This window comes from Ewingella sp. S1.OA.A_B6, assembly GCF_049889095.1.
In the GTDB taxonomy this organism is placed as follows: domain Bacteria; phylum Pseudomonadota; class Gammaproteobacteria; order Enterobacterales; family Enterobacteriaceae; genus Ewingella.
Genome location: NZ_JBLJFK010000006.1, coordinates 135,282 through 160,559 on the forward strand (window position 1 = coordinate 135,282; position 25,278 = coordinate 160,559).

At 54.4% G+C, this 25,278-nt stretch carries 22 protein-coding genes; 2 read left to right on the forward strand and 20 right to left on the reverse strand.

Translation table 11 applies throughout. The features are described from left to right. The first annotated feature begins 78 nt into the window (after positions 1-78). Positions 79-1,071 carry a tRNA-modifying protein YgfZ gene (ygfZ, locus tag ACMV8I_RS13965; protein WP_498865813.1) on the forward strand — a complete coding sequence of 331 codons (993 nt, stop codon included), beginning with the start codon at positions 79-81 and terminating at the stop codon, positions 1,069-1,071. Between the two features lie 162 nt (positions 1,072-1,233). On the opposite strand, the gene trhA is transcribed toward ygfZ, so the two are convergent. Further along, positions 1,234-1,878 (reverse strand): PAQR family membrane homeostasis protein TrhA, encoded by a 645-nt coding sequence (gene trhA, locus ACMV8I_RS13970; RefSeq protein WP_498865814.1) that lies wholly within the window; start codon positions 1,876-1,878, stop codon positions 1,234-1,236. A gap of 340 nt (positions 1,879-2,218) precedes the next feature. Between trhA and ACMV8I_RS13975 the strand changes: the two genes are divergently transcribed. Next, the gene (locus ACMV8I_RS13975; RefSeq protein WP_498865815.1) at positions 2,219-2,827 is read left to right on the forward strand and encodes an HD domain-containing protein; all 609 of its coding nucleotides are present in this window, start codon (positions 2,219-2,221) and stop codon (positions 2,825-2,827) included. Between the two features lie 80 nt (positions 2,828-2,907). Here ACMV8I_RS13975 and ACMV8I_RS13980 read toward each other — a convergent pair whose 3' ends face one another. The 19 genes from ACMV8I_RS13980 to ubiH form a co-directional block, all read right to left on the reverse strand. After that, positions 2,908-4,227, reverse strand: a complete 1,320-nt coding sequence (locus ACMV8I_RS13980; protein WP_498865816.1) for an ABC transporter substrate-binding protein — start codon at positions 4,225-4,227, stop codon at positions 2,908-2,910. Beyond that, positions 4,208-5,332: an ABC transporter ATP-binding protein gene (locus ACMV8I_RS13985; RefSeq protein ID WP_498865817.1), complete on the reverse strand. Its 1,125-nt coding sequence runs from the start codon at positions 5,330-5,332 to the stop codon at positions 4,208-4,210. Before ACMV8I_RS13985 ends, ACMV8I_RS13980 begins: the two co-directional genes overlap by 20 nt. Before the next feature lie 2 nt (positions 5,333-5,334). Continuing rightward, complete coding sequence (locus ACMV8I_RS13990) at positions 5,335-6,159, reverse strand: phosphodiesterase (protein ID WP_498865818.1); 825 nt, start codon at positions 6,157-6,159, stop codon at positions 5,335-5,337. Positions 6,160-6,185: 26 nt separating this feature from the next. After that, complete coding sequence (locus ACMV8I_RS13995) at positions 6,186-7,079, reverse strand: carbohydrate ABC transporter permease (protein WP_498865819.1); 894 nt, start codon at positions 7,077-7,079, stop codon at positions 6,186-6,188. Then, entirely contained in the window at positions 7,069-7,941 is an 873-nt protein-coding gene (locus ACMV8I_RS14000) for a carbohydrate ABC transporter permease (protein ID WP_498865820.1), read from the reverse strand. The genes ACMV8I_RS13995 and ACMV8I_RS14000 overlap by 11 nt, the downstream gene beginning before the upstream one ends. A 173-nt stretch (positions 7,942-8,114) precedes the next feature. Then, on the reverse strand, positions 8,115-9,047 hold the full coding sequence (gene rbsK / locus ACMV8I_RS14005; protein WP_498865851.1) for a ribokinase: 933 nt from the start codon (positions 9,045-9,047) through the stop codon (positions 8,115-8,117). Beyond that, positions 9,044-9,997, reverse strand: a complete 954-nt coding sequence (alsK, locus tag ACMV8I_RS14010; protein ID WP_498865821.1) for an allose kinase — start codon at positions 9,995-9,997, stop codon at positions 9,044-9,046. The genes rbsK and alsK overlap by 4 nt, the downstream gene beginning before the upstream one ends. A gap of 14 nt (positions 9,998-10,011) precedes the next feature. Further along, on the reverse strand, positions 10,012-10,692 hold the full coding sequence (alsE, locus tag ACMV8I_RS14015) for a D-allulose 6-phosphate 3-epimerase (protein ID WP_498865822.1): 681 nt from the start codon (positions 10,690-10,692) through the stop codon (positions 10,012-10,014). 53 nt (positions 10,693-10,745) lie between these two features. Beyond that, positions 10,746-11,759: an ABC transporter permease gene (locus ACMV8I_RS14020; protein WP_498865852.1), complete on the reverse strand. Its 1,014-nt coding sequence runs from the start codon at positions 11,757-11,759 to the stop codon at positions 10,746-10,748. A 95-nt stretch (positions 11,760-11,854) separates the two neighbouring features. Continuing rightward, complete coding sequence (locus ACMV8I_RS14025; protein ID WP_498865823.1) at positions 11,855-12,844, reverse strand: ABC transporter permease; 990 nt, start codon at positions 12,842-12,844, stop codon at positions 11,855-11,857. Then, a complete protein-coding gene (locus tag ACMV8I_RS14030; protein ID WP_498865824.1) occupies positions 12,837-14,354 on the reverse strand; it encodes a sugar ABC transporter ATP-binding protein in 1,518 nt (505 codons plus the stop codon). The genes ACMV8I_RS14025 and ACMV8I_RS14030 overlap by 8 nt, the downstream gene beginning before the upstream one ends. Positions 14,355-14,356: 2 nt before the next feature. Next, complete coding sequence (locus tag ACMV8I_RS14035; RefSeq protein ID WP_498865825.1) at positions 14,357-15,343, reverse strand: substrate-binding domain-containing protein; 987 nt, start codon at positions 15,341-15,343, stop codon at positions 14,357-14,359. Between the two features lie 38 nt (positions 15,344-15,381). After that, entirely contained in the window at positions 15,382-16,224 is an 843-nt protein-coding gene (locus ACMV8I_RS14040; RefSeq protein WP_498865826.1) for a DeoR/GlpR family DNA-binding transcription regulator, read from the reverse strand. A 329-nt stretch (positions 16,225-16,553) separates the two neighbouring features. Then, a complete protein-coding gene (locus ACMV8I_RS14045) occupies positions 16,554-17,297 on the reverse strand; it encodes an SDR family oxidoreductase (protein ID WP_498865827.1) in 744 nt (247 codons plus the stop codon). Between the two features lie 686 nt (positions 17,298-17,983). Next, positions 17,984-20,857 carry an aminomethyl-transferring glycine dehydrogenase gene (gene gcvP, locus ACMV8I_RS14050; protein WP_498865828.1) on the reverse strand — a complete coding sequence of 958 codons (2,874 nt, stop codon included), beginning with the start codon at positions 20,855-20,857 and terminating at the stop codon, positions 17,984-17,986. Between the two features lie 100 nt (positions 20,858-20,957). Next, positions 20,958-21,344 (reverse strand): glycine cleavage system protein GcvH, encoded by a 387-nt coding sequence (gene gcvH, locus ACMV8I_RS14055; RefSeq protein WP_498865829.1) that lies wholly within the window; start codon positions 21,342-21,344, stop codon positions 20,958-20,960. A 90-nt stretch (positions 21,345-21,434) separates the two neighbouring features. After that, positions 21,435-22,532 (reverse strand): glycine cleavage system aminomethyltransferase GcvT, encoded by a 1,098-nt coding sequence (gene gcvT, locus ACMV8I_RS14060; protein ID WP_498865830.1) that lies wholly within the window; start codon positions 22,530-22,532, stop codon positions 21,435-21,437. A 310-nt stretch (positions 22,533-22,842) separates the two neighbouring features. Further along, positions 22,843-24,069 carry an FAD-dependent 2-octaprenylphenol hydroxylase gene (ubiI, locus tag ACMV8I_RS14065; protein WP_498865831.1) on the reverse strand — a complete coding sequence of 409 codons (1,227 nt, stop codon included), beginning with the start codon at positions 24,067-24,069 and terminating at the stop codon, positions 22,843-22,845. 29 nt (positions 24,070-24,098) lie between these two features. Continuing rightward, on the reverse strand, positions 24,099-25,277 hold the full coding sequence (ubiH, locus tag ACMV8I_RS14070) for a 2-octaprenyl-6-methoxyphenyl hydroxylase (protein WP_498865832.1): 1,179 nt from the start codon (positions 25,275-25,277) through the stop codon (positions 24,099-24,101). Position 25,278: the final 1 nt, after the last annotated feature.

Here is a 25,278-nt window from a genome sequence, read left to right on the forward strand (position 1 = left end):
ATAAATTGAGTTTGCAAAGCGGACGGGCTCTTTTACCATGAGGTTAACTGTTCATGTCTCTCAGACTAGGATCGCATCATGGCGTACACGTTTCCGTTTCCACCGCAAAAACCTTCGGCCTCTTCCCATCTGCCGCTGACCTTAATTTCACTGGAAGACTGGGCGATGGTCTCCATGACCGGCGCCGATACGATGAAATACTTACAGGGTCAGGTGACTGCTGATATCGATGCCCTCGCGCCAGACCAGCATATTCTTTGCGCCCACTGTGATGCCAAAGGCAAAATGTGGAGCAACATGCGTCTGTTTAAACGCGGTGACGGCATGGCATTTATAGAACGCCGTGAACTGCGCAACCAACAGATGACCGAAATGAAGAAGTACGCCGTGTTCTCAAAAGTGACCTTTACTGAGGATGATGACGTGGTGCTGCTGGGCGTCGCCGGTTTCAATGCCAGTACCGCGCTGAGCGAGCTGTTCTCGACGCTGCCAAGCGCAGAGCAACCGGTCTTGCAGCAAGATGAAAGCACACTTCTGTATCTGTCGTTGCCCGCTGAACGCTACCTCATTGTCACCAGCCCCGAAAAAGCACAACAGATGGTGGAAGAGTTGGGCGATCAAGCCAAACTCAATGACAGCCAGCAATGGCTGGCGCTGGAGATTGAGGCCGGTTATCCGGTGATCGACACCGTCAACAGCGTGCAGTTTATTCCGCAGGCCACCAATATCCAGGCACTGGACGGCATCAGTTTCACCAAGGGCTGTTACGCCGGTCAGGAAATGGTCGCCCGTGCCAAATACCGCGGTGCTAATAAGCGTGCGCTCTACTGGTTAGCCGGTAATGCCAGCAAAGTACCTGCCGCCGGTGATGATCTGGAGTTACAGCTGGGGGAGAATTGGCGTCGCACCGGCACCATTCTGGCTGCAAGTCAGCTTAACGATGGCAGTGTATGGGTGCAGGCTGTACTGAATAACGATCTCGACGCCGACGCAAAACTGCGCGTGCGTGATGATGCCACCAGCCAGCTAAGCATTCAGCCGTTGCCGTATTCGTTGGTTGAAGAGAAGTGATATGCGAATGGATATCCCAGGTTACCCATTTTTAACTCAGGCCGAGTAACGCATTACCAAACCCCGGGAGCGTGCATTAATAAGTCACCGGGGTTTGGCTCATCAACGGGCCGGGTAGTGACAGCAGTCCAGTCAGAGGCGACGTGAAAGATGACGCGCCTATTACAGATAGAAATACACGGCAAAGAAGTGGCACGCACATCCGCCCAGTACGAACCCGTGCCAGATAGCATGGCCGAAGGGAATTCGCTTCGAGGCGTAGAAAATTACCCCCAAAGTATAGAGCAACCCTCCTGCCGCCAGTAACGTAACGCCGCCCGCCGACAAACGTACCGCCAGTTGATAAATAACAATCAGCGACAGCCAGCCCATGGTCAGGTAAGTCACCAGTGACAGCACTTCAAAGCGATGAGCAAAGGCCATTTTGAAGATCACCCCAAACAGCGCCAGCCCCCAAATCACGGCCATCAGCCCTTTCGCCAGCGGCGAGTTCAGCCCGACCAGCAAGAATGGTGTGTAAGTCCCGGCGATCAAAATATAAATGGCACAGTGGTCGAGTTTTTTTAACCAGTATTTGGCTTTCTCATGAGGGATCGCGTGATAGAGCGTTGAGGCAAGAAACAGCAAAATCATACTGCCGCCGTACAGGCTGTAACTGGTTATCGCCATCATACCGGCGTTTTCGTCCGTTGCCTGTACCAGCAACAACACTAATCCTACGATACCTAACACTAACCCGACGCCATGGCTCAGGCTGTTAGCGATCTCTTCAGCCCAGGGATAATCCTGACGCACTGTTTTACTCATAAATTCACAATTCCCGAGGTAGTGATGGAGAAAGACACAGGATTAAAACGGTCAAAAAACATACCTGCAAAGCAGGTTAACTGAGAATCATTCCAGTGTACACGTGTACGCTAAAATTAGTATTAACGGATGTAACAACCGCTTTCCTCGATATTCATTTAATGGCCTCACATTCATTGACTGACTGACTAATAAGTGTTCACTTGATTGATAAATCCGATATATAGCTTATTCGTCAATTTTTCAATCAGCCATGCATAAACATGATTTTTGGGCATCATCGGATTATCGTATAGCTCAATAATCCGAAAATGATGTCAACAATGATTGAGGTTTGAATATGTCTGAAGTTTCTTCCCCGCTGGATTTCGGCACGATGACCGAAGTTTTTCAATTTCTGATGGAAATCGACAAACTGAAAAGCGTGCAACGCCGCACCAAGGTATTAGGCACTGAGCGTCAGGAGAATTCGGCAGAACACAGCTGGCATTTTGCCGTTGCAGCAATGTCACTGGCTCCTTTCGCGCCAGTGGGTGTTGATATTCAGAAAGTCATTCGCATCGCCTTAATCCACGACATCGTGGAAATCGACGCTGGCGACGTACTGGTGTATGACCTCGCTGCACGCGCAGCCGTACACGATCAGGAAGTGCTGGCCGCCAGGCGTTTGTTTGGCATGCTACCTGCTCCGCTGAACCAACAGTTTCTGGATTTATGGAATGAGTATGAAGAAGGTGTGACGCCAGAGGCCCGCTTTGCGCTGGTGCTTGATCGCATTCTGCCCGTGGTGATGAATCTGAATAATCAGGGCCAGAGCTGGGTGGAAAATAATATTCGTCTGGAGCAGGTTCTGACGCGCAATTCATTTATTGGCGACATCAACCCTGAGCTGTGGCAGCACATCCGCGGCCATCTGGACAACGCCCATGCACAAGGCTGGTTGAAGTAACGCCTGACGTTTAGCGTCAAAATACCAAAAAAAGCCCCGCAGCTTTTAGCCCGGGGCTTTTTTGCAGGCTGTTTGTTAGCTTACTTCGTTACCCTCAATGCGGTGGAGTCAACGTAAGGTTTCATGATGGCATCGGCTTTCTGCTGCGCAGCGGCGGCGGCATCTTGCGGTGTCAATTTAGGATCATTGACCAGCGCACCCAACTGGTTTTCCATCGCCTGACGCACTGCAACGGTTTCATAAGTCGAATACCACGGATAGGCATATTTCAGCTGTTCCAGCGCGATGCTGGCACGCGGATCCTTTGCCAAATACTCTTTCATTTCTGGCGTGTCATAAGACGCCATACGCGGTGAAAAATACCCGGTAAAGCGGCTCCATGCTCCGTTCACTTTTGGGCTGACCAGATATTGCAGGAAGGTATACGCCGCCTTTTTCTGATCTTCCGAGATACCTTTAAAACTCACCAGACTCGCGCCGCCGATGCTTACGCCATTGCGTATTTTTTGCGGCATCATCGCTACGCCCAGTTCAAAGTCCTTGGTATTTTCCCGCATAAAGCCCAGCGCGCCGGTGCTGAGCATCGTCATACCTAGTTTGCCAGAAAAGAACGCGGCACTGATCTGCTTGGAGTTAAGCACCCCGGCAGGCATCACCTTGTCGCGATAAACCAAATTCTGCCAGAACTGCAATGCACCCACCGTTGATGCCTTGTTGTAATACACTTCGCCCGGATAGTCGGCATTGGAATACTGGCCACCGTTGGCGCGGGTCAGCGCTGATAAAATCCAGGCACCGTAATCATCATTGGTTGATGGCAGCATGATGCCCCACTGCCCTTTAGCCTGGTCGGTCAGCTTTTTAGCATCTTCCTGCAGTTCATCCCAGTTTTTCGGCGGGGCTGAAATGCCCGCTTTGGTAAACAAGTCTTTGTTGTAATAGAGAATTGGCGTCGAATTATGGAATGGAATAGCGTAAGTCACGCCATTAAGTTGGGCATTCTGGCGCATGGCTGGCCAGAAGTTTTCGGTCAAAAATGGCGTCGCTTTCTGGTCGCCATATTTGAACAGATCGTCCATCGGCAGGATCTCATCCTTAATCGCCAGGTCTGTCGTGAAGTTAGCTGACATGATCACCAGCGCCGGTGGCGCGCCCGATTTGGCGGCGGCTTCGGCTTTTACTTTGGTGGTGTCGTAGTTACCGGTAAAAATACCGCGCACTTCGATATCACTTTGCGATTCATTGAACTCTTTAATAACCCGGGTCATTTCCATGGTCAGTTTGCCGTCAACCGGCGCAGGGAACATGAAATCGATATTCTGTTTAGCCGCCGCCGTGCCTGCGGACAGCAGCCCGAGTGTCAGTGTTAATACATGAAGTTTATGCAGGGTCGAACGCATGGTGGATCTCCTGGTGACTGTGTTTCAAATTCAGCCGGGTTTGGCCTGAAAAGAGATGAAGGTCGTACAAAGAGAAGTACAGGATGACGCGATCGCCAGGTTGTGGGATCTCCTGGCTGTTTTCACGTAAATGGTTTTTCCTGATGTAACGGATGTTGCCCATGCTGCTCTGGGCATGGCACAGATACTCTGCCCCGAGCAGCTCACGGTGTGTCAGCGTGATGTCGATTTTCAGCGTGCGCTGCGGGTCTGGCTGGTCGCTAAGGTGCTCAGGTCTGATGCCCAAATAGACATCGCTCAGGTCACGCGCGTGGTCACTGTCCGGTAAGTTAATCCGTTGATTTTCCAATACCAAAGTGCCTTGCGCGCAAGGTAGTTTGAAGAGATTCATCGACGGCGTACCAATAAAACCGGCCACAAACAGATTCGCTGGGTGGGCATAGAGCGTTTCTGGCGCGCCAATCTGTTGCAGATGCCCATGATCCAGCACCGCAATCCTGTCCGCCATAGTCATGGCTTCCATCTGGTCATGGGTAACGTAAACCGTGCTGGTTTTCAGTTGTTTATGCAGGGCCATGATAGCGTCGCGTACTTCCGTGCGCAGACGCGCATCCAGATTTGACAGCGGTTCGTCCATCAGGAACAGCTTAGGGTCACGCACGATGGCACGCGCCATCGCCACACGCTGGCGCTGGCCGCCGGAGAGTTTCCCCGGTTTTCTGTTCAGCAGCGGCTCCAGTTGCAACAACCCCGCGACCCGATCAACCCGCGAACGGTGCAGCGCCTTCGGCTCATTCCGCATCCGCATGCCAAAGGTGATGTTCTGCTCGACGGTCATGTGCGGGAACAGCGCGTAGTTCTGAAAGATCATGGAGAAGTTACGCTCACGTGGCTCAAGCGTGGTGATATCTTCGCCATCCTGCAAAATTCTGCCATCGCTGACCTGCTCCAGCCCCGCCAGCAGGCGCAGCAAGGTACTTTTTCCGCAGCCCGATGGCCCGACCAGCACCAAAAACTCACCATTAGCAATCTCCAGCGACAGGTTATTCACCGCCGTGCTGCCCTCAAACTGCTTGCTGATATTTTCCAGACGAATGGCCGACATAGTTAGTCATCCACCGGGCAGCTAATGGCGGCGTCGTAGAGATACGGCCCGGGATATTGTGACAACGGATGCAAATAACTGACCAGGCCGGTTTTCTCCACCAGCCGGTGCATCACGCAGGCAGCGGGTTCAAGATTATAAAACGGTGCGGGATTGTGATGATAGTAAGGGACCTGATGGACAGTCCCTGGAATGGTCGTGATGATCGCCTGCTTATATTGGGTGAAAATCAGCCGATGGGTATGTCCACAGAAAACACGGCACAGCGCCGGGAAACGGTCAATCAGCGCCAGCAGTTCGTCACCGTTCTCGCAAGAGATCGCGTCCATCTGCGCCGAACCGACCTTCACCGGCGGATGATGCATAAATACGGCCGTCGGTTTGTCTCCGCCCTCCTCAAGCTGCGCTTCCAGCCAGGAAAGCGTTTCAGGTGTCAGGAACCCTTTCGATTCCCCCGCCAGACTGCTGTCGATAAACAGCAATCGCATGTCGAAATCATCCACCGCATAGTGCATATTTTTCGGGTCCTTACCGAGATGTGGGCACAATGGATACAACGCTTCCAGAAACTGAGCCTTGTTATCGTGATTACCGGGAATGACGTATAGCGGGTAGTGCAGGTTCTGCAAAATGCGGCGCGCCACCCGATACTCCTGAGCCAACCCGCAGTTCACGATGTCACCGGTGATCACCACGGCATCAGGTTGCTCTTCCAGCGCATTCAGCTGATTGACCACCTCCGCATTACAGGCGTTGACGTCGATAAAGTCATACAACTTGCGGCCTTCACTGCGAAAATGCATATCGGAAATTTGTGCGAGAAACATCGGTAACCTCTTTATTCAATGACGGTTTATTTAATGCCTGAAAAACCGAAGCTTTTAAGAAACTGTTTCTGAAAAATAATGAACGCCAGCATTAGCGGCAGACAGACCATTAATGTACCGGCGGTGATAAGTCCCCACTGCCCGCCAGACTCCGCACCCATCGCAAACGACACCAGCCCGACGGTCAGCACCTGTTTATCCGGGTCGTTAAGCACCATCAGCGGCCAAAGATATTCGTTCCAGTGGTAGGTAATACTGACTGTGGCGAAAGCCAGAATCGCCGGCCACGACATCGGAATTAACACGCGGAACACCACCTGCCACCAACGGCAACCCTCCATCAATGCGGCTTCTTCTATTTCACGTGGGATACTGAGGAACGCCTGACGCATCAGAAACACGCCAAACGCCGAGGCAAAGTAAGGCATCATCACGCCGGTAAGGGTATTGAGCAGGCCGAACTGTTTGAGGATCATCATGTTCGGCACCATCATGATGACCGGCATGATCATGAGCTGGATCAGCAGCAGGTAGAACAACGTCTGTTTGCCGCGAAATTCGTGATAGGCGAAGACATAGCCAGCAGTCGTGATAGTCACCAACTGAACCAGAAAGGTGCCGAAAGAGAAGAAAATAGTATTCGCGTAAAGCCGCAGCCAGTCGGCGCTCTCCCAGGCATCGCGGAAGTTTTGCAAGGTCAGCGGAAAACGAGGCAATACAGAGGCCATCCCCGGCCCAAAACTGCTTGCACTAAAGGCGGCTGAAATCATCCAGATAAAAGGGGCGATCCACAGCAATGCGGCGCATATCAGCAATACCGGCAGCGTAGAGCGGCGTGCGCCCCGTAATAACAAAGAGGGCGCACGACTGCGCGATTTTGCCGCCGTTACCCGCAGATTTTCCGACGTTTCAACGCTCATAGTGCGCCCCTCTTTCCAGCACTCGCAGGTTCATCACCGAGAACCCAAACAGCAGCACCAGCGTCAGAAAGGTTGCCGCCGAGGCTTTGCCTAAATCATGGGTGTCGTTGGCGAGACTCTGGATGTAATACAACATCACGGTGGTGGCATTGTTAGGTCCGCCTTGCGTCATCACCGGCACGTGGTCAATTTGGGTAATGGCGTAAATCAGCGCGATGGTGACGACAAAACTGATGGTCGGGCGCAGCAGCGACAGCGTGACGTAGAAAAAAGTCTGCATGGGCGATGCGCCTTCCATGATGGCGGCTTCTCGCGCAGATGCAGGAATCGACTGTAATCCGGCGAGGAAAAACAGCATGTAATAACCAGCGAATTTCCACACGCCAATCACGCTCAGCGCAATCAGCGCGCTGTCACTCATCCCGAGATAGTTGTTGTTCATCGGCCCGAAGATTTTCGCCAGGTAATAATCCAGCAGGCCCATACCCGGCATAAATATGAACAGCCACAGCGTGGCAGCACTGACCAGTGGGATAATCATCGGGAAGAAGAACGCGGTACGCAGCCAGCGATTGAGTGAGGTGTTTTCCCACAGCGCCACCGCCAGCAGTAACGCCAGCACAATGCCGGGGATCACCGTCATCAGGATATAAGCGAGGTTATTCAGCAGCGCGCGCCAGAATACGTTGTCCTGCAGCAGCCGGACATAATTCTGTAAACCGGCAAACGGCGGCGCATCAGAGTTCAGACGGCTGTCGTACAGACTGTCCATCGCCGACTGAAATAGTGGGTAATAGGTGAATAAAAACAAAAAAATCAGGGTGGGCAGCAGAACAAAATAAGGGAACAGCGAACGGCGCATCTTTTCTTTCCGGTCAGTCAAACCAGTCGCTTACCCTAAGCGTTTTTTATGTCAGTTCGGTGGCAGTCCGGTGATGTTTTTTGTATGAAAACAAGGCGAATGTTACTGAACAAAGTGTGAGTTGGGTTTGCTCCCTCCCCTTTCCAGGGGGAGGGAGCAAACCCAACATTGATTCACGCCACCGCCACCTTCATCCTTTCCCTCGCCTCCTCGTAGGTCGGCATTGACGCCGCGGCACCCGCACGTTCTACACAAACAGAGGCATAGGCTGAAGCAAACTGTGCTGCATCACTGAGGGTAACACCAGCGGCGAGTTGAGCGGCCAGTGCGCCGTTGAAGGCATCGCCGGCGCCGGTGGTATCAACTGGCACCGCCGGACAGACGGCAATCAACTGCGTTTTACCCTTTACTGAAAGTAATGCGCCCTGCGTACCGAGTGTGATGATCAAAGCCTGAATGCCTTTGGCATGCAGCGCGTGGGCGGCCCGTTGGGCCGAAGGGACATCATTAACCTGGATGCCGGTCAGCAGTGTGCACTCGGTAGCATTCGGCGTGAGTAAATCAACCTGCGCCAGCAGGCTGTCAGACACCGGCTGGAACGGCGCGGGATTGAGAATAATGTAAGTCCCATTCTCTTTGGCGATACCAATCAGCTTTTCAATCGCTGGCAGATTATTTTCCAGCTGGGTCAGCAGAATATCCGCCGCGGCAATCGCTGGCCGACACTGCTCGACTTCATCATCGGTCACGGTCAGATTGGCACCCGGATCAACAGCAATCATATTTTCAGCATCCGCACCGGCGACATAGATCAGTGCGTTGCCGGTCGGGTATTCGGCAGTGGAAAAAAGCGTCACTGCGTCAAAACCGGCGCTGTCAAGATGGCGGCGGGCGAACATGCCGAAGTCATCGCGGCCCACTTTACCGATGTAATGCACTCGTGCTCCGGCACGCAGAGCGGCAACGGCCTGATTGGCCCCTTTGCCGCCCGCGCCCATCATGCTGTTTCGGGCAATAAGCGATTCACCCGGCTGTGGGAAACGGCTCATTCCGGCGACAATATCCAGGTTGAACGATCCAAACACACACACTTTGCCCTTGTTCATGCCTTTCTCCTGAAAGATAAATGCCGTGCTGGTATTGATGGTGGCTGCATCGAAGGATCCTGTTGAAAACATCGCTGCGCCGCCAAACAGGCCCCGCGACAACCGGTCTCATCAGAGATGCTGCTGATGACAATAGTCAGCCCATTAGCCGGATGTGGACTGCGTAAATGTGAGCGGATAAGTCGCTCCAGTTGTGCCAACGGAAAGCCCTGCATCGCCAGTACGCCGCCACCCAGCACCAGATATTGAGGGTCAAGAATGTTCATTTCACTGGCGATGGTTCGCGCCAGACGTTCGACAAACTCCAGCAGATCCGGATGTGTCACATGGCTGACGAACAGGTCGGCCAGCGCGGTCTGCGGCACATGCTGCTTTGCCCAACCGGTCAGCCAATTGCCGGATGTCAGCGTTTCCACACAGCCGGTTTTACCGCAGGGGCAAAGCAACAGATTGTCTTTGAGCGGAATATGGCCGATCTCTCCGGCACCACCGTGCGCGCCGTGGTAAAAATCGTTATTCAACCACAGACTGTTGCCAAAACCGGTGCCGAGGTAAACGCCGACCGCCACGTCAGGCAGCACGTCGAGGCGAGTTAAATCCCACCACATCAAATGGTTAACGTCTTTATCCATGTTCACCGGCAACCCAAGTCTGGCGGAGAGTTGCTGGGTGACCGGCTGATTGTCCAGCGCCGGAATAAACGGCAGCGACAGCACGGTGTTGCGGTCGCGGGAAAGGATCCCCGGCAGCCCCAACATCCCCCCCGCGACTTCAACCTCACTTCCCTGCAAATAAGCAGCAATCACCTGTTCCAGACCACCCAACGGATCGTCCAGTCGGGCCCATGATGCGGTCGCCACCTTCTGGTAGTAGTGAAATTCCTGCTGGTCATTCATCAGTATCAGCCGCGTATTGGTACCGCCGATGTCCACGCCGAGAAAATGCTGCATAGCTTCTCCTGTCCTCAGGCTGCCTGACGCGCCTGACGCATCTGGTCGAGCATTTTGTCCCAGGCGCTGTCCAAATCTTTATCCAGGTTGAATAAACCGGAACTGCCGACGATCAACACTTCTGCGCCTGCTTCCACCAAATTCTGATAAGTATTGATATTGCAGGAGCCGTCGATCTCGATCAGGTAGCGATAATCTTTCTGCTGTTTGAGGTCACGCAACTGAGCAATTTTATGCAGCATCTCCGGGATAAACGGCTGCCCGGCGTAGCCCGGATCGACCGTCATCACGGTGATTTTATCCAGCAGATGAATGTAATGCTGGATGAACTCCACCGGCGTTGCCGGGTTCAACACCACACCGACTTTCTTACCGAGCGAGCGGATCAGATTGATCACCCGGAATGCATCGCGGTTGATGGTTTCGGCGTGAGGGCAGATGTAGTCGGCACCCGCTTTGGCAATCGGTTCGATAAAGTCGGTCGGGTTTTCCACCATCATATGCACGTCAAGCACCAGCGGCGTATGCGGCCGGATCTGTTCGATGAAGAACGGTGACAGAGTGATATTTTTGACGTAGTGACCATCCATGATGTCGATGTGCAACATGTCAGCCCGGCGATTAAGCACCGCCAGTTGATGTTTGATGTCGATCAGGCTCATGCACATCAGCGACGGAGAAATTTTGTATTCCATGATCTGTTCCTGGGTTTCAGAGAGTAGGAGAAATTGGCTTAGCCAGATAAGGCTCAGGGTTGTGCGGCCCGCGCTTTGGCAGCGCTCATGCGCCCTGCCCGTTTTTGTATGAAGCGATTGCGGAAGAACTTCAGTGCCAGCACCAAAATCAGCACTGCGCCCCACATCGCCAGGCTAAAGTGCGGGCTGACGTTGAGCAGGTTCAGGCCGGTTGATATCACCTGTAAAACAATCAGCGACAGCACCACCCCAGTTACGCGCCCAAAGCCGCCGAACGGGTCGGTGCCACCTAAAATGATCGCCAACACGGTCAACAACAGGTAGGAGTCGCCATAACCCATTCGCGCCGAGTTAAAGCGTGCCATCATCACCAGTCCGGCAATGACGCACAGCATGCTTGAAAGTACATAGATGGCGATCAGCACACGATGGGTATTCACGCCGCTAAAATGGGTGGCATTAATGTTGCTGCCGCTCATGTAGATGTATTTCCCAAGGCGGGTACGCTCTAAAAACACCGCAATCAGTACTGCCGTGAAAAGGAAAACGATCAGCGGTACCGGAATGCCCAGCAGAGTATCTGCGCCGATGTAACGCACGATGTCAGGCATCCCACTGATAGCCGCACCGCGTGACAGGTAGATGCCGATGCCGTTTACCGTGGTCATGGTCGCCAGCGTCACCAGAATCGGATGCGCACCAACATAGGCCACCAGCGCACCAGTCAGCATACCGATGGCGATCGCCAGGATCATTGCACCGATCAGTGCCACCGTCAGCCACACAGCCTGAAGCGCCAGACTGGCCTCCGGCGGCAACCAGGTGAGAAATACCCAAGCCATCAGCAGGCTGGTCAGATTAGAGGTGGCGATAATGCACAGATTCAGCCCACCGCTGAGGATCGGAATAAACATCGCCAGTGTCAGGAGGCCAAGTTCTGGCAGTTGGAAAGCGACGCTCATAAAAGTAGAGTGACTGAAAAAACGCCCCGGCATCGCCAGACTGAAACCGGCGATCACCACCACCAGCAGCAGGCTTAAGCTCAGCGTGGTGCGGTCGATTTTCATATTGCTAAACGTGAAACGCAGGCCGTTGCTATCGGTCTTTATCGTCAGCGGTTTCGTCTTCAGACGTTTGGTTTTAGTTAACATGACAAGGTTCCTCAGGCGAAACCGACATCGGTTTCTTTGCGTTTTTTGTAGTGGGTCACGGTGATAGCAACCATGATCACCACGCCGATCACGATGTTCATGAAGTAGTTGGAAACGCCAATCAGGTTCAGGCCGTTCTTGAGCAGGCCAATCAGAAATACGCCCATCAGTGTGCCTCCAACGCTGCCTTTGCCACCGTTCAGACTGGCACCGCCGAGCACTGCGGCGGCCAATACATCCAGCTCACCGCCGACCAGCGCGTTAGGCACCACTTCACCGACGCGATAAACCTGCACCAACCCGCCAATGGCCGCCATGGCACCGAGATAACCGTAGGCAAACAGATGCAACACGCCAACGCGTATCCCAATGCGCCGCGCTGATTCCTGATCACCCCCTACCGCAAACAGCTGACGGCCAAGATGGGTTTTATTCAGAAGCAACCAGGTCAGTCCGGCGACCCCAAGCATCACCACCAGCGGTAAACCAATCTGATAGTGCTGGGTGCCGACGTTAAATGGCAGTACCTGCAACGGTGTCACCAGCCACTCCGGCAGGTCATACAAGCTGGTGCCGTTGGTCAGCCACATCAGCATGCCGAACAGCAACGACTGCATACTGATGGTGACGATGATCGACACAATACGCAGGCAGTAGATCAGAATGGCGTTGATCACGCCGAACAGTGAACCGATGAGGATGGCCAGCAAAATAGTGCCGCCAGGGCTTGAGAGGCCGTATTGGATGGCCAGTGTGGCGATGGCGTATTGCACTACCGACGCAACGGCGGCAAAAGAGATATCAATGCCGCCGGTGACCAGCACCACGAACAGACCGAGCGCAAAGATGCCGCTGACCGCGTAACTTTCTGACAGGTCCAGTAGGTTTTGTAGGGTCAGGAACTGGTCGCTGAGCAGCGTAAAGGTGACGATCACCACCACCAAAACCCAGGCTAAGTAACCTTCGGTGCTGGCCGGACGTAACCCATTCAGATTAAGCATTCACCGCCTCCGCAAGTTGTTGTTGAGTGATGTTGGCGGGCAGGTATTCACCTTTAACGGTGCCTTCGCTGAAGTGTAAAACGCGGTCGCAGTTGAAGTAGACTTCCGGTACTTCGTCGGAGATTAGCAGGATCGAAATACCCTCTTCAGCCAGTTGGTGGATCAACTGATAAATACTGGCTTTAGCGCCGACATCTACGCCAACGGTCGGCGAATCAAGGATCAGGATCTTCGGCTGAGTCAGCACCCATTTCGCCAGCACGATCTTTTGCTGGTTACCGCCGGAAAGTGTGGAGATCGCCTGATCGGGGTTAGCCACTTTGACGCCCAGTTTTTCGATCCACTGCTGGATGATCTTGTTCTTACGGTATTCGTCGATCAGATGAAAACGGCTGCGCAGCTGATCCATGATCGCCAGTACCGTGTTGTCACCCACCGACTGCTGCTGGATAAGCCCCAGCGTCAGGCGATCTTCCGAGACATAACCGATACCGGATTTGATCGCATCTTCATGCCCGCGAAAGCGCACCGGCTTGCTGTCGAGGTAAATTTTGCCGCTGTCGGGTTTGGTCATGCCAAACAGGCTTAGCGCCAGTTCAGTGCGACCCGAGCCAAGAAGGCCGCACAGGCCAAGCACTTCACCGGCGTGCAGCTTGAAGCTGACGTCCTGGTACTGACCGGCGCGGCTGAGCTTGTCGGCCTCCAGCATGATGCGTTCGTCATTCATGTTGGCGGCTTTGAGGTGGTAATCGAGTTTCAGACGCGTCATCAGTTCGGTAAGGCGTTCGCTGCTGATTTCAGCCGCTGGGAAAGTACCGACTTTTTTGCCGTCACGGATAACCGTCACCCTGTCGGAAATCTCCAGGACTTCATCCAGACGGTGGCTGACGAACACCACACTGATGCCTTTATTTTTCAGATAATGCACGGTGCGCAGCAGCTGATTGACTTCGGTGCGAGTGAGCGAGGCGGTGGGTTCATCCATGATGACCAGACGGGCATCGGCCACCAGCGCGCGGCAAATCGCGACCTGCTGACGCTGAGCGATGGGTAACGACGCCACCTTGGCGTCGAGATCCAGTTGATAATTCAGTTCGTTGAGAATGTGTTCGGCGGTGTCGCGCAGGCGTGATGGCCGATACCAGCCCATCAGCCCGTGCAGGTTATGGTCGAAGGCAATATTTTCAGCCACGCTAAGGTTGGGGAACAACGCCAGATCCTGATAGATCACCTGAATGCCAAACTGACGCGCCTGATCCGGGCTGAGCTTACTGAAAGTCTGCCCGCCCAGCGTGATCTGGCAGCCGTTATCCGGCTGATAGACCCCCGAGATCACCTTGATCAACGTGCTTTTTCCGCAGCCGTTGGTCCCCGCCAGGCAATGAACTTCCCCGGGCATCAGCCGCAGGGAGATAGCATTGAGTGCACGCTGGCCGCCAAAGGTGACCGACAGGTTTTGCACATCAATCAGCGGTGAGTGGGTGGTCTGGATAACCTCGGAGATCGCCATGATCACAGCCCCATTTTGATCAGTTTCGGCAGGTTAGCCTTGTCGAGACTTTCGGTTTTATTGCCAAGGATGGTGTGCGTCGCGTCGTCAACTTTCACCTTGCCCATGCCTTCTATGTCCATGCCATCGGTGATCGGTGTGCCCTTTTCCATCATGTCAGCGATTCGCACGAAGACTTCACCAGCCACCATCGGGTTCCAGATGTAGCCGCCGTTAATGGCACCGCTTTTCACCAGCGACGCGCCCTGGCCAGGACTGAATGATCCGAAGACGCAGATCTCGCCATTTTTGCCACGGTTCTGCACCGCGCGTCCGGCACCGATCGGACCTTGAGAACCAATCGCCAGAATGCCTTTGAGGTTCGGGTCTTTTGACATCAGGTCATTGGTCGTACGAATGGTGTCATCGAGAGATTCACCCACGCCAAATTTGTCACCCACCTGATGCATATTCGGATAGTGTTCTTTCTGATAATTAACCGCCGCGTCAGCCCATTTCTGATGCAAAGGCACCGTCAGACTGCCGACATATACGGCATAACCCCCCTGCTCCTTCATACATTTGGCCAGAGCAATCATGTGGTTGATACCGAGCTGAGTGGCGTCGACCATTTCGAAATCCCAGTTGGCGTATTTCTGATTCGGCGATTCATGCACGATGACTTTAATCCCCGCGTCGCGGGCGCGCTTAAGCACCGGTTCCAGCACTTGTGCATCGTTTGGCACCACGCCGATGACGTCCACTTTCTGGGCGATCAAATCCTCAATAGCGCGAACCTGCAAAGCCGGGTCTGCACTGGTAGGGCCGACCTGCCAGGCATCAATGCCGCGTTTCGCTGCTTCGTTTTTGATGCCGACTTCCATGGCGTTGAACCAGGCGTTGCCGCCCACTTTCACCACCACGCCCATGCGGATTTTGTCAGCAGCATGCGTCGCCGATACGGATAACAGAGCGGAAGCGAACAAGCAGGCGAGTACAGACTTTTTCATGGTATTTCTCCACAGATGTTCAATTTTTTCGCGGTCGGTTATGAGGCTGCGCCGCGGCTGTTTTTGGTTTTCTTTTGTAGGGGTAAAGGGGCAACTTCAATCACGTTGACGTTGCTCCAGGCCAGTTCCTGCCTAAATTCCTCATCATCCAGATAGTCAGTGATCAGTGTGTCTATTTCCCGGTAGTGGCAGATGCGCGCAAAGGAGCGGCGTCCGAATTTGCTGGCATCCGCCAACAAAATTTTATGTTCTGAGGAGAGCAACATTTGTTGCTTCAGCCGTGCATGATGCTCGTTACTTTCTCGTATTCCCCCTTCGTGGCTGATGCCGTGACAGGAAAAAAACACTTTGTTGATGACGAACTCTTTCAACATCTGTTCGGCATAAATACCGATAAAATCTTCGTACTTGGCCGAGTACTCCCCACCGAGGCCGATGGTCCTGACGTTGGCTTTCACCGCAAGCGTCTGGATGATGTGTAACGAGTTGGTCAGCACCACCAGCGGAATATCTGGCAACTGTCGGGCCAGAAACCAACTGCTGGAACTGCTGTCGAGCAGCAGACAATCTCCGGCGTTGATCAGCTGTAAAGCGCGTTTAGCAATGCGGGTTTTGCTGTCCGGCGATTGGTTGCTGCGATCGCGGAAAGATTCCCCCTGCTCAATTTGCGAGGGAACGTAGTGCTTCTCGGCCAGTTGATGTTCAACAAATACCGCTCCGCCGTGACTGCGTAATAACATTCCGCGCTTTTCCAGCAGCGCTAAATCCCGCCGCGCCGTTTCCAGAGAGATATTGCATAGAGCAGCCACTTCCTGCACCAGCACGCGCCCTCTCTGAGCAAGGACTTCGGTGATATAGCGATGACGTTCTACAGGCAGCATGATTTTTCCTCTTCCCGGTATTCAATAGGATACGCAGACCGCAGCAAGCGGAATGCGGGGTGCCTCAAAGGCGACCGCGCACTCTTGGCGTTGCGCTGGTCATGTGATAGTTGTCACGAAAATATGAGAGAAGATGAAATGTTAAAGTTTGGATCTGTGGCGGGAACGGCATTAAATCGTCATTTGATGTGCAAACGCACCGTGGGATTTCAGCAAACGGTCACAAATCCACGATTCGAAGATTGCCCGAAAATGACCGTTTATGTGTATGTGACCGTTTTGACATAAAAAAGCGCCCGCAGGCGCTTTGAAAAGAAAGGAGACGGAGTTTACTTGCCGCCCGCCAGCTCAATAAAACTGCCGGTGACGTAAGAGGCTGACTCTGACAGCAGCCAGGCAATGGCCTGCGCCACTTCCTCTGGCTGGCCGCCGCGCTGCATCGGCAGATTGGCCTTCAGACGATCCACCCGCCCAGGCTCACCGCCGCTGGCGTGGATGTCGGTGTAGATTAAACCGGGGCGCACGCAGTTAACACGTATACCGTAGGCCGCCACTTCCAGTGCCAGACCGGTGGTAAGAGTATCAACCGCGCCTTTCGATGCCGCGTAATCCACATATTCACCCGGCGCCCCCAGACGGGAGGCCGCCGAGGAAACATTCACAATCGCTCCGCCCTTTCCGCCATGGCGATGCGACATGATTTTCACCGCTTCTCGGCAACACAGAAAATAGCCAGTGACATTAGTGGAAAGCGTTTTATTGATGCGATCGGCAGTCAGATTTTCGATCGTCGATTGCTGGAATAAGATCCCGGCATTATTGACCAGCGCGGTAAGCGGACCGAGTTCTTCGCCCAAGCGTTTGAACATCGCCACCACCTGCGCCTCATCGGCGATATCGGCCTGGAGAGCGATGGCGGTGCCGCCATTGGCAGTGATTTCTTCGACAACGGCCTGCGCGGCGGCTTGATTACTGACATAGTTGACACCGACGGCGTAACCTTGTTCGGCGAGTAATATCGCCGTGGCACGACCGATGCCGCGGCTTGCGCCGGTGACGAGTGCTATTTTCATAGGGGACTCCTTTCGGGAAAGTGAGCAAATTGTAGTTTAAATTCAACATCAAGACCTTGGGTTGCCACCCAAACCGGCCTTAAGGTCAAGGTCGTGGGCGTCGGCCCACACCGACCAGAGGGAGAATAAATCTTCTCCCTCTGGACTCCCGCGTTTTTTAAAACAAGCGCTACCGCTGGAACGATGGACGTATTCTGGTACTCCGGCGGGTGGCGCAAAACCCTGCCGCTGCGCGGTGCCTTCACTCGGTGCTGGAGCCTTGGGTCTCCAGCCCGCTCCGTTCAGCAAGATTTTTGAGCGCGCCATCTCACCTTTTTGAAAAGCAGAAACAGATTACCTTTGAATTCTTAGTGCGTGTTTTGGTTTGTTTTAATCAGAGATAGCGAGGTTGGGAATTAAAAGCCAGTGGCCGCTTTCAGAAAGCTTGCCGAACGGAGCGGCTTCGAGACCAGAGGCTCGAAGACCGAGAGAGGGAACCGCGCCGCGGCAAGCTTTCGCGGCAATAACGGGTGTAGCTGAAACATTGCCAGCAAGCGGTAGCACGCCGTGAATAGAGCGCGGAGTCCAGAGGCCCGCGCGATAGCGGGTCTCTGGTCGGTGTGGGCCGACGCCCACGGTTTTGACGTTGGTTGTGACGTGATTAGCAAAAGCCGCCATTAGCTGCGGCCTCAGCTAAACAACGAGTCTTACTCGTAATCCCCGATCGGTACACATGAACAGAACAGGTTTCTGTCGCCGTAAACGTCATCGAGACGCTTCACCGCCGGCCAGTATTTGTTATCACTGCCAGCCGGGAATACTGCCAGTTCACGACTGTACGGGTGTGACCACTCGCTGACCAGTTCTGCCTGTACGTGTGGCGCGTTGACCAGCGGGTTGTCTTCCAGTGGCCATTCACCTTTGGCAACGCGGTCGATTTCAGCGCGGATTGCCAGCAACGCATCGACAAAGCGGTCGATTTCTACTTTGCTCTCAGACTCTGTCGGTTCAACCATCAGCGTACCCGCCACCGGGAATGACATGGTTGGCGCGTGGAAACCGAAATCGATCAGGCGTTTGGCGATGTCCATTTCGGTGATGCCGGTGGCTTCTTTCAGCGGACGGATGTCCAGAATACATTCATGCGCCACGCGGCCATCGCGACCGGTGTACAGCACCGGAAAAGCGTCTTTCAAACGAGTCGCAATGTAGTTGGCATTCAGAATCGCCACCTGGCTCGCCTGCTTCAGACCTTCAGCCCCCATCATGCGAATGTACATCCAGCTGATGGGCAGAATCGATGCGCTGCCGAACGGTGCCGCAGAAACTGCACCATTTTGCGTCAGCACACCGTCAATCTGCACTACGCTGTGGCCCGGAACAAACGGAGCCAGATGCGCTTTTACGCCGATAGGGCCCATGCCCGGACCGCCGCCGCCGTGTGGGATACAGAACGTTTTATGCAAGTTAAGGTGCGAAACGTCCGCACCGATGTAGCCCGGCGTAGTAATGCCGACCTGGGCATTCATGTTCGCGCCATCAAGGTAAACCTGACCGCCGTACTGATGAACAATCTGGCAGACTTCGCGGATGGTTTCTTCGTAAACGCCGTGCGTTGACGGGTAGGTCACCATGATGCAAGAGAGTTCATCTCCCGCCTGTGCCGCTTTTTCACGCAGATCGTTCAGATCAATGTTGCCCTGTTTGTCACAGGCCACCACCACCACGCTCATGCTCGCCATCTGGGCAGATGCCGGGTTGGTACCGTGCGCAGAACTTGGGATCAGGCAGATGTGGCGACTGCTTTCGTTACGGCTTTCGTGGTAACGACGGATCGCCAGCAGGCCCGCATATTCGCCCTGCGCGCCGGAGTTCGGCTGCATACAAACGGCGTCATAACCGGTCAGCTGCACCAGCCACTGTGACAGCTGGCCGATCATTTGCTGATAGCCGCCTGCCTGTTCAGTCGGGCAGAACGGGTGCAGGTCAGCGAATTCTGGCCAGGTGATTGGCATCATCTCGGCGGCAGCGTTCAGTTTCATGGTGCAGGAACCCAGCGGGATCATGGCCTGATTCAGCGCCAGATCCTTTTTTTCCAGACGGTGCATGTAACGCATCATCTCGGTTTCACTGTGGTATTGATTGAACACCGGATGGGTGAGGATCGGCTCGATACGCAGCATCGCCGCAGGAATGGCATTGCTGTCAGTCGACGCGATTTTGTCCAGCGTGTCGATGCCCAGACCGTTGTCATCACCCAGCAGAGCAGCAAACAGAACCTGTACGTCTTCACGCGAGGTGGCTTCGTCGAGCGTGATACCGACTGCCCCGTGAATGTCAGTCCGCAGATTCAGGCCGAAGCTCAGCGCGCGTTCCAGCACGGCGGCTTTGTCTTTCACTTCCACGGTCAGCGTATCAAACCAGGTACTGTGACGCAGGGTCAAACCGCCCTGTTTCAGGCCAGTGGCCAGAATGTCGGTCAGACGGTGAATGCGTGATGCAATGCGTTTCAGGCCTTCAGGACCGTGGAATACCGCATACAGGCTGGCAATATTAGCCAGCAGTACCTGAGAAGTACAGATGTTGGAGTTGGCTTTCTCGCGGCGGATATGCTGTTCGCGGGTCTGCATCGCCATGCGCAGGGCCGTGTTACCGGCGGCATCACGGGAAACCCCAATGATACGGCCCGGCATAGAGCGTTTGAATTCGTCAATGCAGGCGAAGAAGGCCGCGTGCGGGCCGCCGTAGCCCATCGGCACGCCGAAACGTTGTGCAGAACCAAACACCACGTCAGCACCCTGAGTTCCGGGAGCGGCCAGCAGCACTAATGCCATCATGTCGGCAGCAACGCTGGTAATAATTTTGCGGGATTTCAGCTCCGCCAGCAGGGCGCGGTAGTCGTGAACTTCACCGGTGGTACCGACCTGCTGCAATAGCACGCCGAACACACCTTCCAGCTCGAGTACCTTTTCTGCTTTATCAACAATGATGTCGAAACCGAAAGTCTCGGCGCGGGTTCGCACCACGTCCAGCGTTTGCGGATGCACGTCGTCAGCCACGAAGAAGCGGTTGGCATTCTTCAGTTTACTGGCGCGTTTTGCCAGTGCCATGGCTTCGGCAGCCGCAGTCGCTTCGTCGAGCAAAGAGGCAGAAGCCAGATCCAGGCCGGTCAGGTCGAGCGTCAGTTGCTGGAAGTTCAGCAAAGATTCCAGACGACCCTGTGACACTTCGGGTTGATACGGGGTATATGCGGTGTACCAGCCCGGATTTTCCAGCATATTGCGCTGGATAACCGGTGGCATCAACACGGCGGTATATCCCATACCGATATAGGATTTATAGCGTTGGTTCTGACTGGCAATGGCTTTCAGCTCAGCCAGCGCCTGATGTTCTGTTACCGCATCACCCACTGCGGGTGGCCCCGGCAACTGGATATCGACCGGCACAATTTGCTGGATCAGGGCATTTAACGAGTCTGCACCGACCGCCTCCAGCATTTGCTGTTGCTGCTGGGAAGACGGACCGATGTGACGGCCGATAAACGCTTCGCTGTGTTCGAGTTGGCTGAGAGTCTGAGTCATTTGCTACGCATTCCTGAAATCTGCTGGAGGTGTCTTGGGATACTGACAAAAGCTACGGGTCTTGAATACGCCCCACGAACGGGTTGCGGGGCGGTTCTACTTATTCGTCTACAGAAGCGGCATACGCCCCTGCATCAAGCAGTTTGGCGATCTCTGTTTCGTCGGAGGCTTTAATCTGGAACAGGAAACCGTCGCCGTAAGGCGCGCTGTTTACCAGCTCTGGGGAACCTTCCAGCTCGCTGTTAATGGCAATGATTTCACCGCTGATTGGCGAGTAAATGTCAGAAGCCGCTTTGACGGATTCAGCCACGGCGCAATCTTCACCGGCGGTCACTTCACGGCCGACTTCTGGCAGGTCAACAAACACCATGTCGCCCAGTAGTTCTTGTGCATGTTCGGTAATACCAACGGTGTAAACGCCGTTGCCTTCTGAACGTACCCATTCGTGTGATGCGGCGTATTTCAGTTCTGCTGGAACGTTGCTCATAATTTTCTCCTAAATCCCCTTCATCCTTCGTTCGAATGACTCCGGGTATTGAAATAAGTGTTTGTTGGCTAACTGACGATGACAAATTTGTTATTGTGCCAGCGGTTTTCCGTTACGCACAAAACCGGGTTTGGTCACTTTCACCGGCATCTCACGGTTACGGATTTGCACCACGGCGTGTTCGCCGATACCGGCCGGAACCCGGGCCAGTGCAATGCTATAGCCCAGCGTCGGCGAGAATGATCCGCTGGTAATAATGCCTTCCTGCGCGTTACCTGCTGCATCAGTGAAATGCACCGGCAGCTCATTACGTAATACGCCTTTTTCGGTCATGATCAAGCCAACCAGCTGTTCTGTGCCTTGCTCTCGCTGTCTTTCCAACGCAGCACGGCCAATAAAATCACGGTCTTCCGGTGTCCAGGCGATGGTCCAGCCCATATTGGCCGACAGTGGGGAAATGCTTTCGTCCATCTCCTGACCGTAAAGGTTCATGCCTGCTTCGAGACGCAACGTGTCGCGTGCGCCCAGACCGGCAGGTTTCACGCCCGCCGCCAGCAGTTTTTGCCAGAAATCCGCCGCCTGTTCCTGCGGTAAGGCAATTTCGTAGCCCGCTTCGCCGGTATAACCGGTGGTGGCGATAAATAAGTCACCCGCCTGCACGCCGAAGAACGGCTTCATACCCGCAACAGCCGTTTTTTGTGCGTCGGTAAACAGGGTTTCAGCTTTCTTTTTGGCCTGCGGTCCCTGAACGGCGATCAGCGCCAGATCGTCACGGACGGTCAATTCGATGTGGTAGGTCTTGGCATGTTGCGAAATCCATGCCAGATCTTTCTCGCGGGTGGCGGAGTTCACTACCAGGCGGAAATAGTCTTCAGTCAGGAAGTAGATGATCAGGTCATCAATCACGCCACCGGAGGCATTGAGCATGCCGGTGTAAAGCGCTTTGCCAGGAACGGTCAGTTTGGCAACATCGTTGGCCACCAGATAACGCAGAAATTCACGGGTACGGGCACCGTGCAAATCGACGATGGTCATGTGCGAGACGTCAAACATACCGGCGTCCTGACGCACATTATGATGCTCATCCAGTTGTGAACCGTAGTGCAACGGCATCATCCAGCCGTGGAAATCGACCATACGCGCACCGCACGCAACGTGTTGTTCATAGAGCTGAGTCTGCTTAACCATCTTATCCCTCATGACGAAAAGGCTGCCTGATGACAGGAAGCGCAAACGATACCTTTTATCTGAACTTATCACTGAAGACGTCCGCTAACCATAAGATAAAATATGCAGAGTGAGTAAAAGTCAGGAACGTCTTAGGGGGATTGTGCAGAGTTTTTGACTGGAAAAATGGGGTTTGTGGCGCAAAACCTACAAATGAACCACCAAAATATCGATGTTATATAACGTGAAGGCAAGATTTCTCACCATTTGCAGAATGAGAACTCTGGCCTCGCATTAAAAAATGTAATGCAAAAATGTATCTGGAATTAGATTATTTCAATCGAAGCGAATCTTCCTGCAACCATTCTGGTAAATCATTCAGGCCCATCGCCTGACGAACCAGTTTTGGCTTAACGCCCGGCAGGGAATCGGCCAGCGTCAGACCGATATCGCGCAGCAATTTTTTGGCCGGATGCTCACCATTGAATAGCTCACGGAAGCCCTGCATACCCGCCAACATCAGCGCGGCGCTGTGTTTGCGGCGGCGCTCGTAGCGGCGCAAATACATATGCTGGCCGAAATCCTTGCCTTCGCGTTGCAGGCGCTTGATTTCAGAAGCCAGTTCGGCGGCATCCATAAAGCCAAGATTGACGCCCTGACCTGCCAGCGGATGCACGGTATGCGCGGCGTCGCCCACCAACGCCAGACGCTGGGCTGCAAAACTGCGCGCATAGCGGCCCGTCAGTGGGAAAGTCTGACGCTCGCTCTCAACCTGACAAACGCCGAGGCGCAGGTCAAAAGTGGCGGCGAGTATTTTGTTGAACGCTTCATCCGGCAACCCGGCCAGACGCTGCGCTTCATCCGGTGAGACTGACCAGACGATAGACGACAGATGCGCATCGGCCAGTGGCAGAAACGCCAGAATACCCTTGCCATGAAATACCTGACGCGCCACCGATTGATGCGGCTCAGCGGTGCGGATAGTCGCTACCAGCGCATGATGGCGGTAATCCCAGAAGGTTAGCGGGATGTCGGCATGCTGACGCAACCATGACTGAGCACCATCCGCTCCCACCACCAAACGGGCACTAAGCTGGCGATCATCAGTCAACGTGATAAAAGCCTCGTTCTCGCCCCAGGCGACGTTTTTCAGCGTCGCGGGAGCCAGCAAAGTAATGTCTGACGACTGCGCCGCTTTCTGCCACAGAGCGCGATGAATCACCTGATTTTCAATGATATGGCCGAGATGGCTGAAGCCATACTCTTCGCTGCGGAAGGCGATTTTTCCGAAACTGTCGCGGTCCCAGACTTCCATGCCCTGATAAGCATTAGCACGTTGCGCCATGATATTTCCCCATGCGCCGACGTGCTTAAGCAAACGTTCGCTGGCGGCGTTGATCGCCGATACGCGCAGGCCAGGCTGTTCAGGTAAGGCCGAGTTGAGATCCGGCTGCTGGCTCTCCAGCACCGCAACCCGCAGCCCGCTGCCTTGTAATCCGCAGGCCAACGCTAAGCCAACCATGCCACCACCGGCAATAACCACATCAAAAGATTGCATAATTTTTCCTGTGAGGCTCAAAGCCTGTCTTAACGGCTAACCCAGCCGAGCGTCCGTCGGGTAAAAGCATCACGCAATGGCGCGATGCCCTCCATCGCCATCAGGCCAAGGTTGCGGCCCACCATCAAAGGCGCGTAACGGTTGGCAAAAAGATGGATCAGACCGTCAGTCACGCCAACCGTAGCCTGCTGGTCTGGCTGACGGCGCTGTTGATAACCGCTCAGCACGCGATAACTGCCGACGTCCTGTCCCGCACGATGCGCGTCAGCCAGCGTTTCAGCCAGCGTCATCACGTCGCGTAAACCAAGGTTGAAACCCTGCCCGGCAATGGGATGCAACGTTTGCGCGGCATTGCCGACCAAAGCCAGACGATGACTAATGTGATTGTTAGCCGTTTTTAACTGTAACGGGTAACTAAAGCGCGCACCGGCCTGCTGCATTTTCCCCAACCGCCAGCCAAAGGCTTTCTGTAGTTCGGCGAGGAACTGCGCTTCGCTCCAGCCGTCGATCTCAGCTTTGGCTTCGCGCGGATGACACCACACCAGCGAGCTTCGCCCTTTGGACATAGGCAATAGCGCCAGCGGGCCGTGCGCCGTAAAGCGCTCAAACGCGCGACCACGGTGCGGTTCACTGGTGGCAATATTAGCGATCACCGCCACCTGAGCATAATCCTCCTGCTGCCAGGAAATATTACAGGCTTTCGCCAGTTGAGAATGAGTACCGTCGGCCGCCACCAGTACCTGCGCTATAAGCTGTTGGCCGTTGTCCAGAGTAACCGTCGCAGAATCTTGCGCACGGCTGACTTCAACCACTTTCGCTGGGCAATGCACCGTTACGCCCGGCGCTTCTTTCAGCCGGGCAAACAGGCGCTGGCCGACGTCATGCAGTTCAACCACCTGCCCCAGTGCCTCAACGCCATAATGCGCGGCGTTGAGATTGACGAAAGCAGCGTGGCCGCGATCGCTGACATGAATGTCGCTGATAGGCGTGGCAATATCCGCCAGCGCGGACCATAACCCGATGCGCGCCAGCTGTCGGCAGGTGCCTTGTGCCAGAGCTATCGAACGGGCATCAAAACCTGGATGTGTCCCGCTGGCAGGCGCCGAGGCTTCAATCAGATGTACCGGCAGACGACCTGCGGTCAGAGCAGAAACCGCCAGCGCCAACGTGGCACCGGCCATTCCGCCGCCAACAATAATGATGCTCATA

Coding starts and splice junctions, on each gene's coding strand:
- ACMV8I_RS14030 (WP_498865824.1), bottom strand. CDS start 14,354: ATGGCGATCTCCGAGGTTATCCAGACCACCCACTCACCGCTGATTGAT.
- trhA (WP_498865814.1), bottom strand. CDS start 1,878: ATGAGTAAAACAGTGCGTCAGGATTATCCCTGGGCTGAAGAGATCGCT.
- ACMV8I_RS13990 (WP_498865818.1), bottom strand. CDS start 6,159: ATGTTTCTCGCACAAATTTCCGATATGCATTTTCGCAGTGAAGGCCGC.
- ACMV8I_RS14040 (WP_498865826.1), bottom strand. CDS start 16,224: ATGCTGCCTGTAGAACGTCATCGCTATATCACCGAAGTCCTTGCTCAG.
- ACMV8I_RS13975 (WP_498865815.1), top strand. CDS start 2,219: ATGTCTGAAGTTTCTTCCCCGCTGGATTTCGGCACGATGACCGAAGTT.
- alsK (WP_498865821.1), bottom strand. CDS start 9,997: ATGCAGCATTTTCTCGGCGTGGACATCGGCGGTACCAATACGCGGCTG.
- ACMV8I_RS13985 (WP_498865817.1), bottom strand. CDS start 5,332: ATGTCGGCCATTCGTCTGGAAAATATCAGCAAGCAGTTTGAGGGCAGC.
- ACMV8I_RS14000 (WP_498865820.1), bottom strand. CDS start 7,941: ATGCGCCGTTCGCTGTTCCCTTATTTTGTTCTGCTGCCCACCCTGATT.
- gcvP (WP_498865828.1), bottom strand. CDS start 20,857: ATGACTCAGACTCTCAGCCAACTCGAACACAGCGAAGCGTTTATCGGC.
- ACMV8I_RS14025 (WP_498865823.1), bottom strand. CDS start 12,844: ATGCTTAATCTGAATGGGTTACGTCCGGCCAGCACCGAAGGTTACTTA.
- ACMV8I_RS13995 (WP_498865819.1), bottom strand. CDS start 7,079: ATGAGCGTTGAAACGTCGGAAAATCTGCGGGTAACGGCGGCAAAATCG.
- ubiH (WP_498865832.1), bottom strand. CDS start 25,277: ATGAGCATCATTATTGTTGGCGGCGGAATGGCCGGTGCCACGTTGGCG.
- gcvT (WP_498865830.1), bottom strand. CDS start 22,532: ATGGTTAAGCAGACTCAGCTCTATGAACAACACGTTGCGTGCGGTGCG.
- ACMV8I_RS13980 (WP_498865816.1), bottom strand. CDS start 4,227: ATGCGTTCGACCCTGCATAAACTTCATGTATTAACACTGACACTCGGG.
- ACMV8I_RS14035 (WP_498865825.1), bottom strand. CDS start 15,343: ATGAAAAAGTCTGTACTCGCCTGCTTGTTCGCTTCCGCTCTGTTATCC.
- ACMV8I_RS14045 (WP_498865827.1), bottom strand. CDS start 17,297: ATGAAAATAGCACTCGTCACCGGCGCAAGCCGCGGCATCGGTCGTGCC.
- alsE (WP_498865822.1), bottom strand. CDS start 10,692: ATGGAATACAAAATTTCTCCGTCGCTGATGTGCATGAGCCTGATCGAC.
- ubiI (WP_498865831.1), bottom strand. CDS start 24,069: ATGCAATCTTTTGATGTGGTTATTGCCGGTGGTGGCATGGTTGGCTTA.
- rbsK (WP_498865851.1), bottom strand. CDS start 9,047: ATGAACAAGGGCAAAGTGTGTGTGTTTGGATCGTTCAACCTGGATATT.
- ACMV8I_RS14020 (WP_498865852.1), bottom strand. CDS start 11,759: ATGAAAATCGACCGCACCACGCTGAGCTTAAGCCTGCTGCTGGTGGTG.
- gcvH (WP_498865829.1), bottom strand. CDS start 21,344: ATGAGCAACGTTCCAGCAGAACTGAAATACGCCGCATCACACGAATGG.
- ygfZ (WP_498865813.1), top strand. CDS start 79: ATGGCGTACACGTTTCCGTTTCCACCGCAAAAACCTTCGGCCTCTTCC.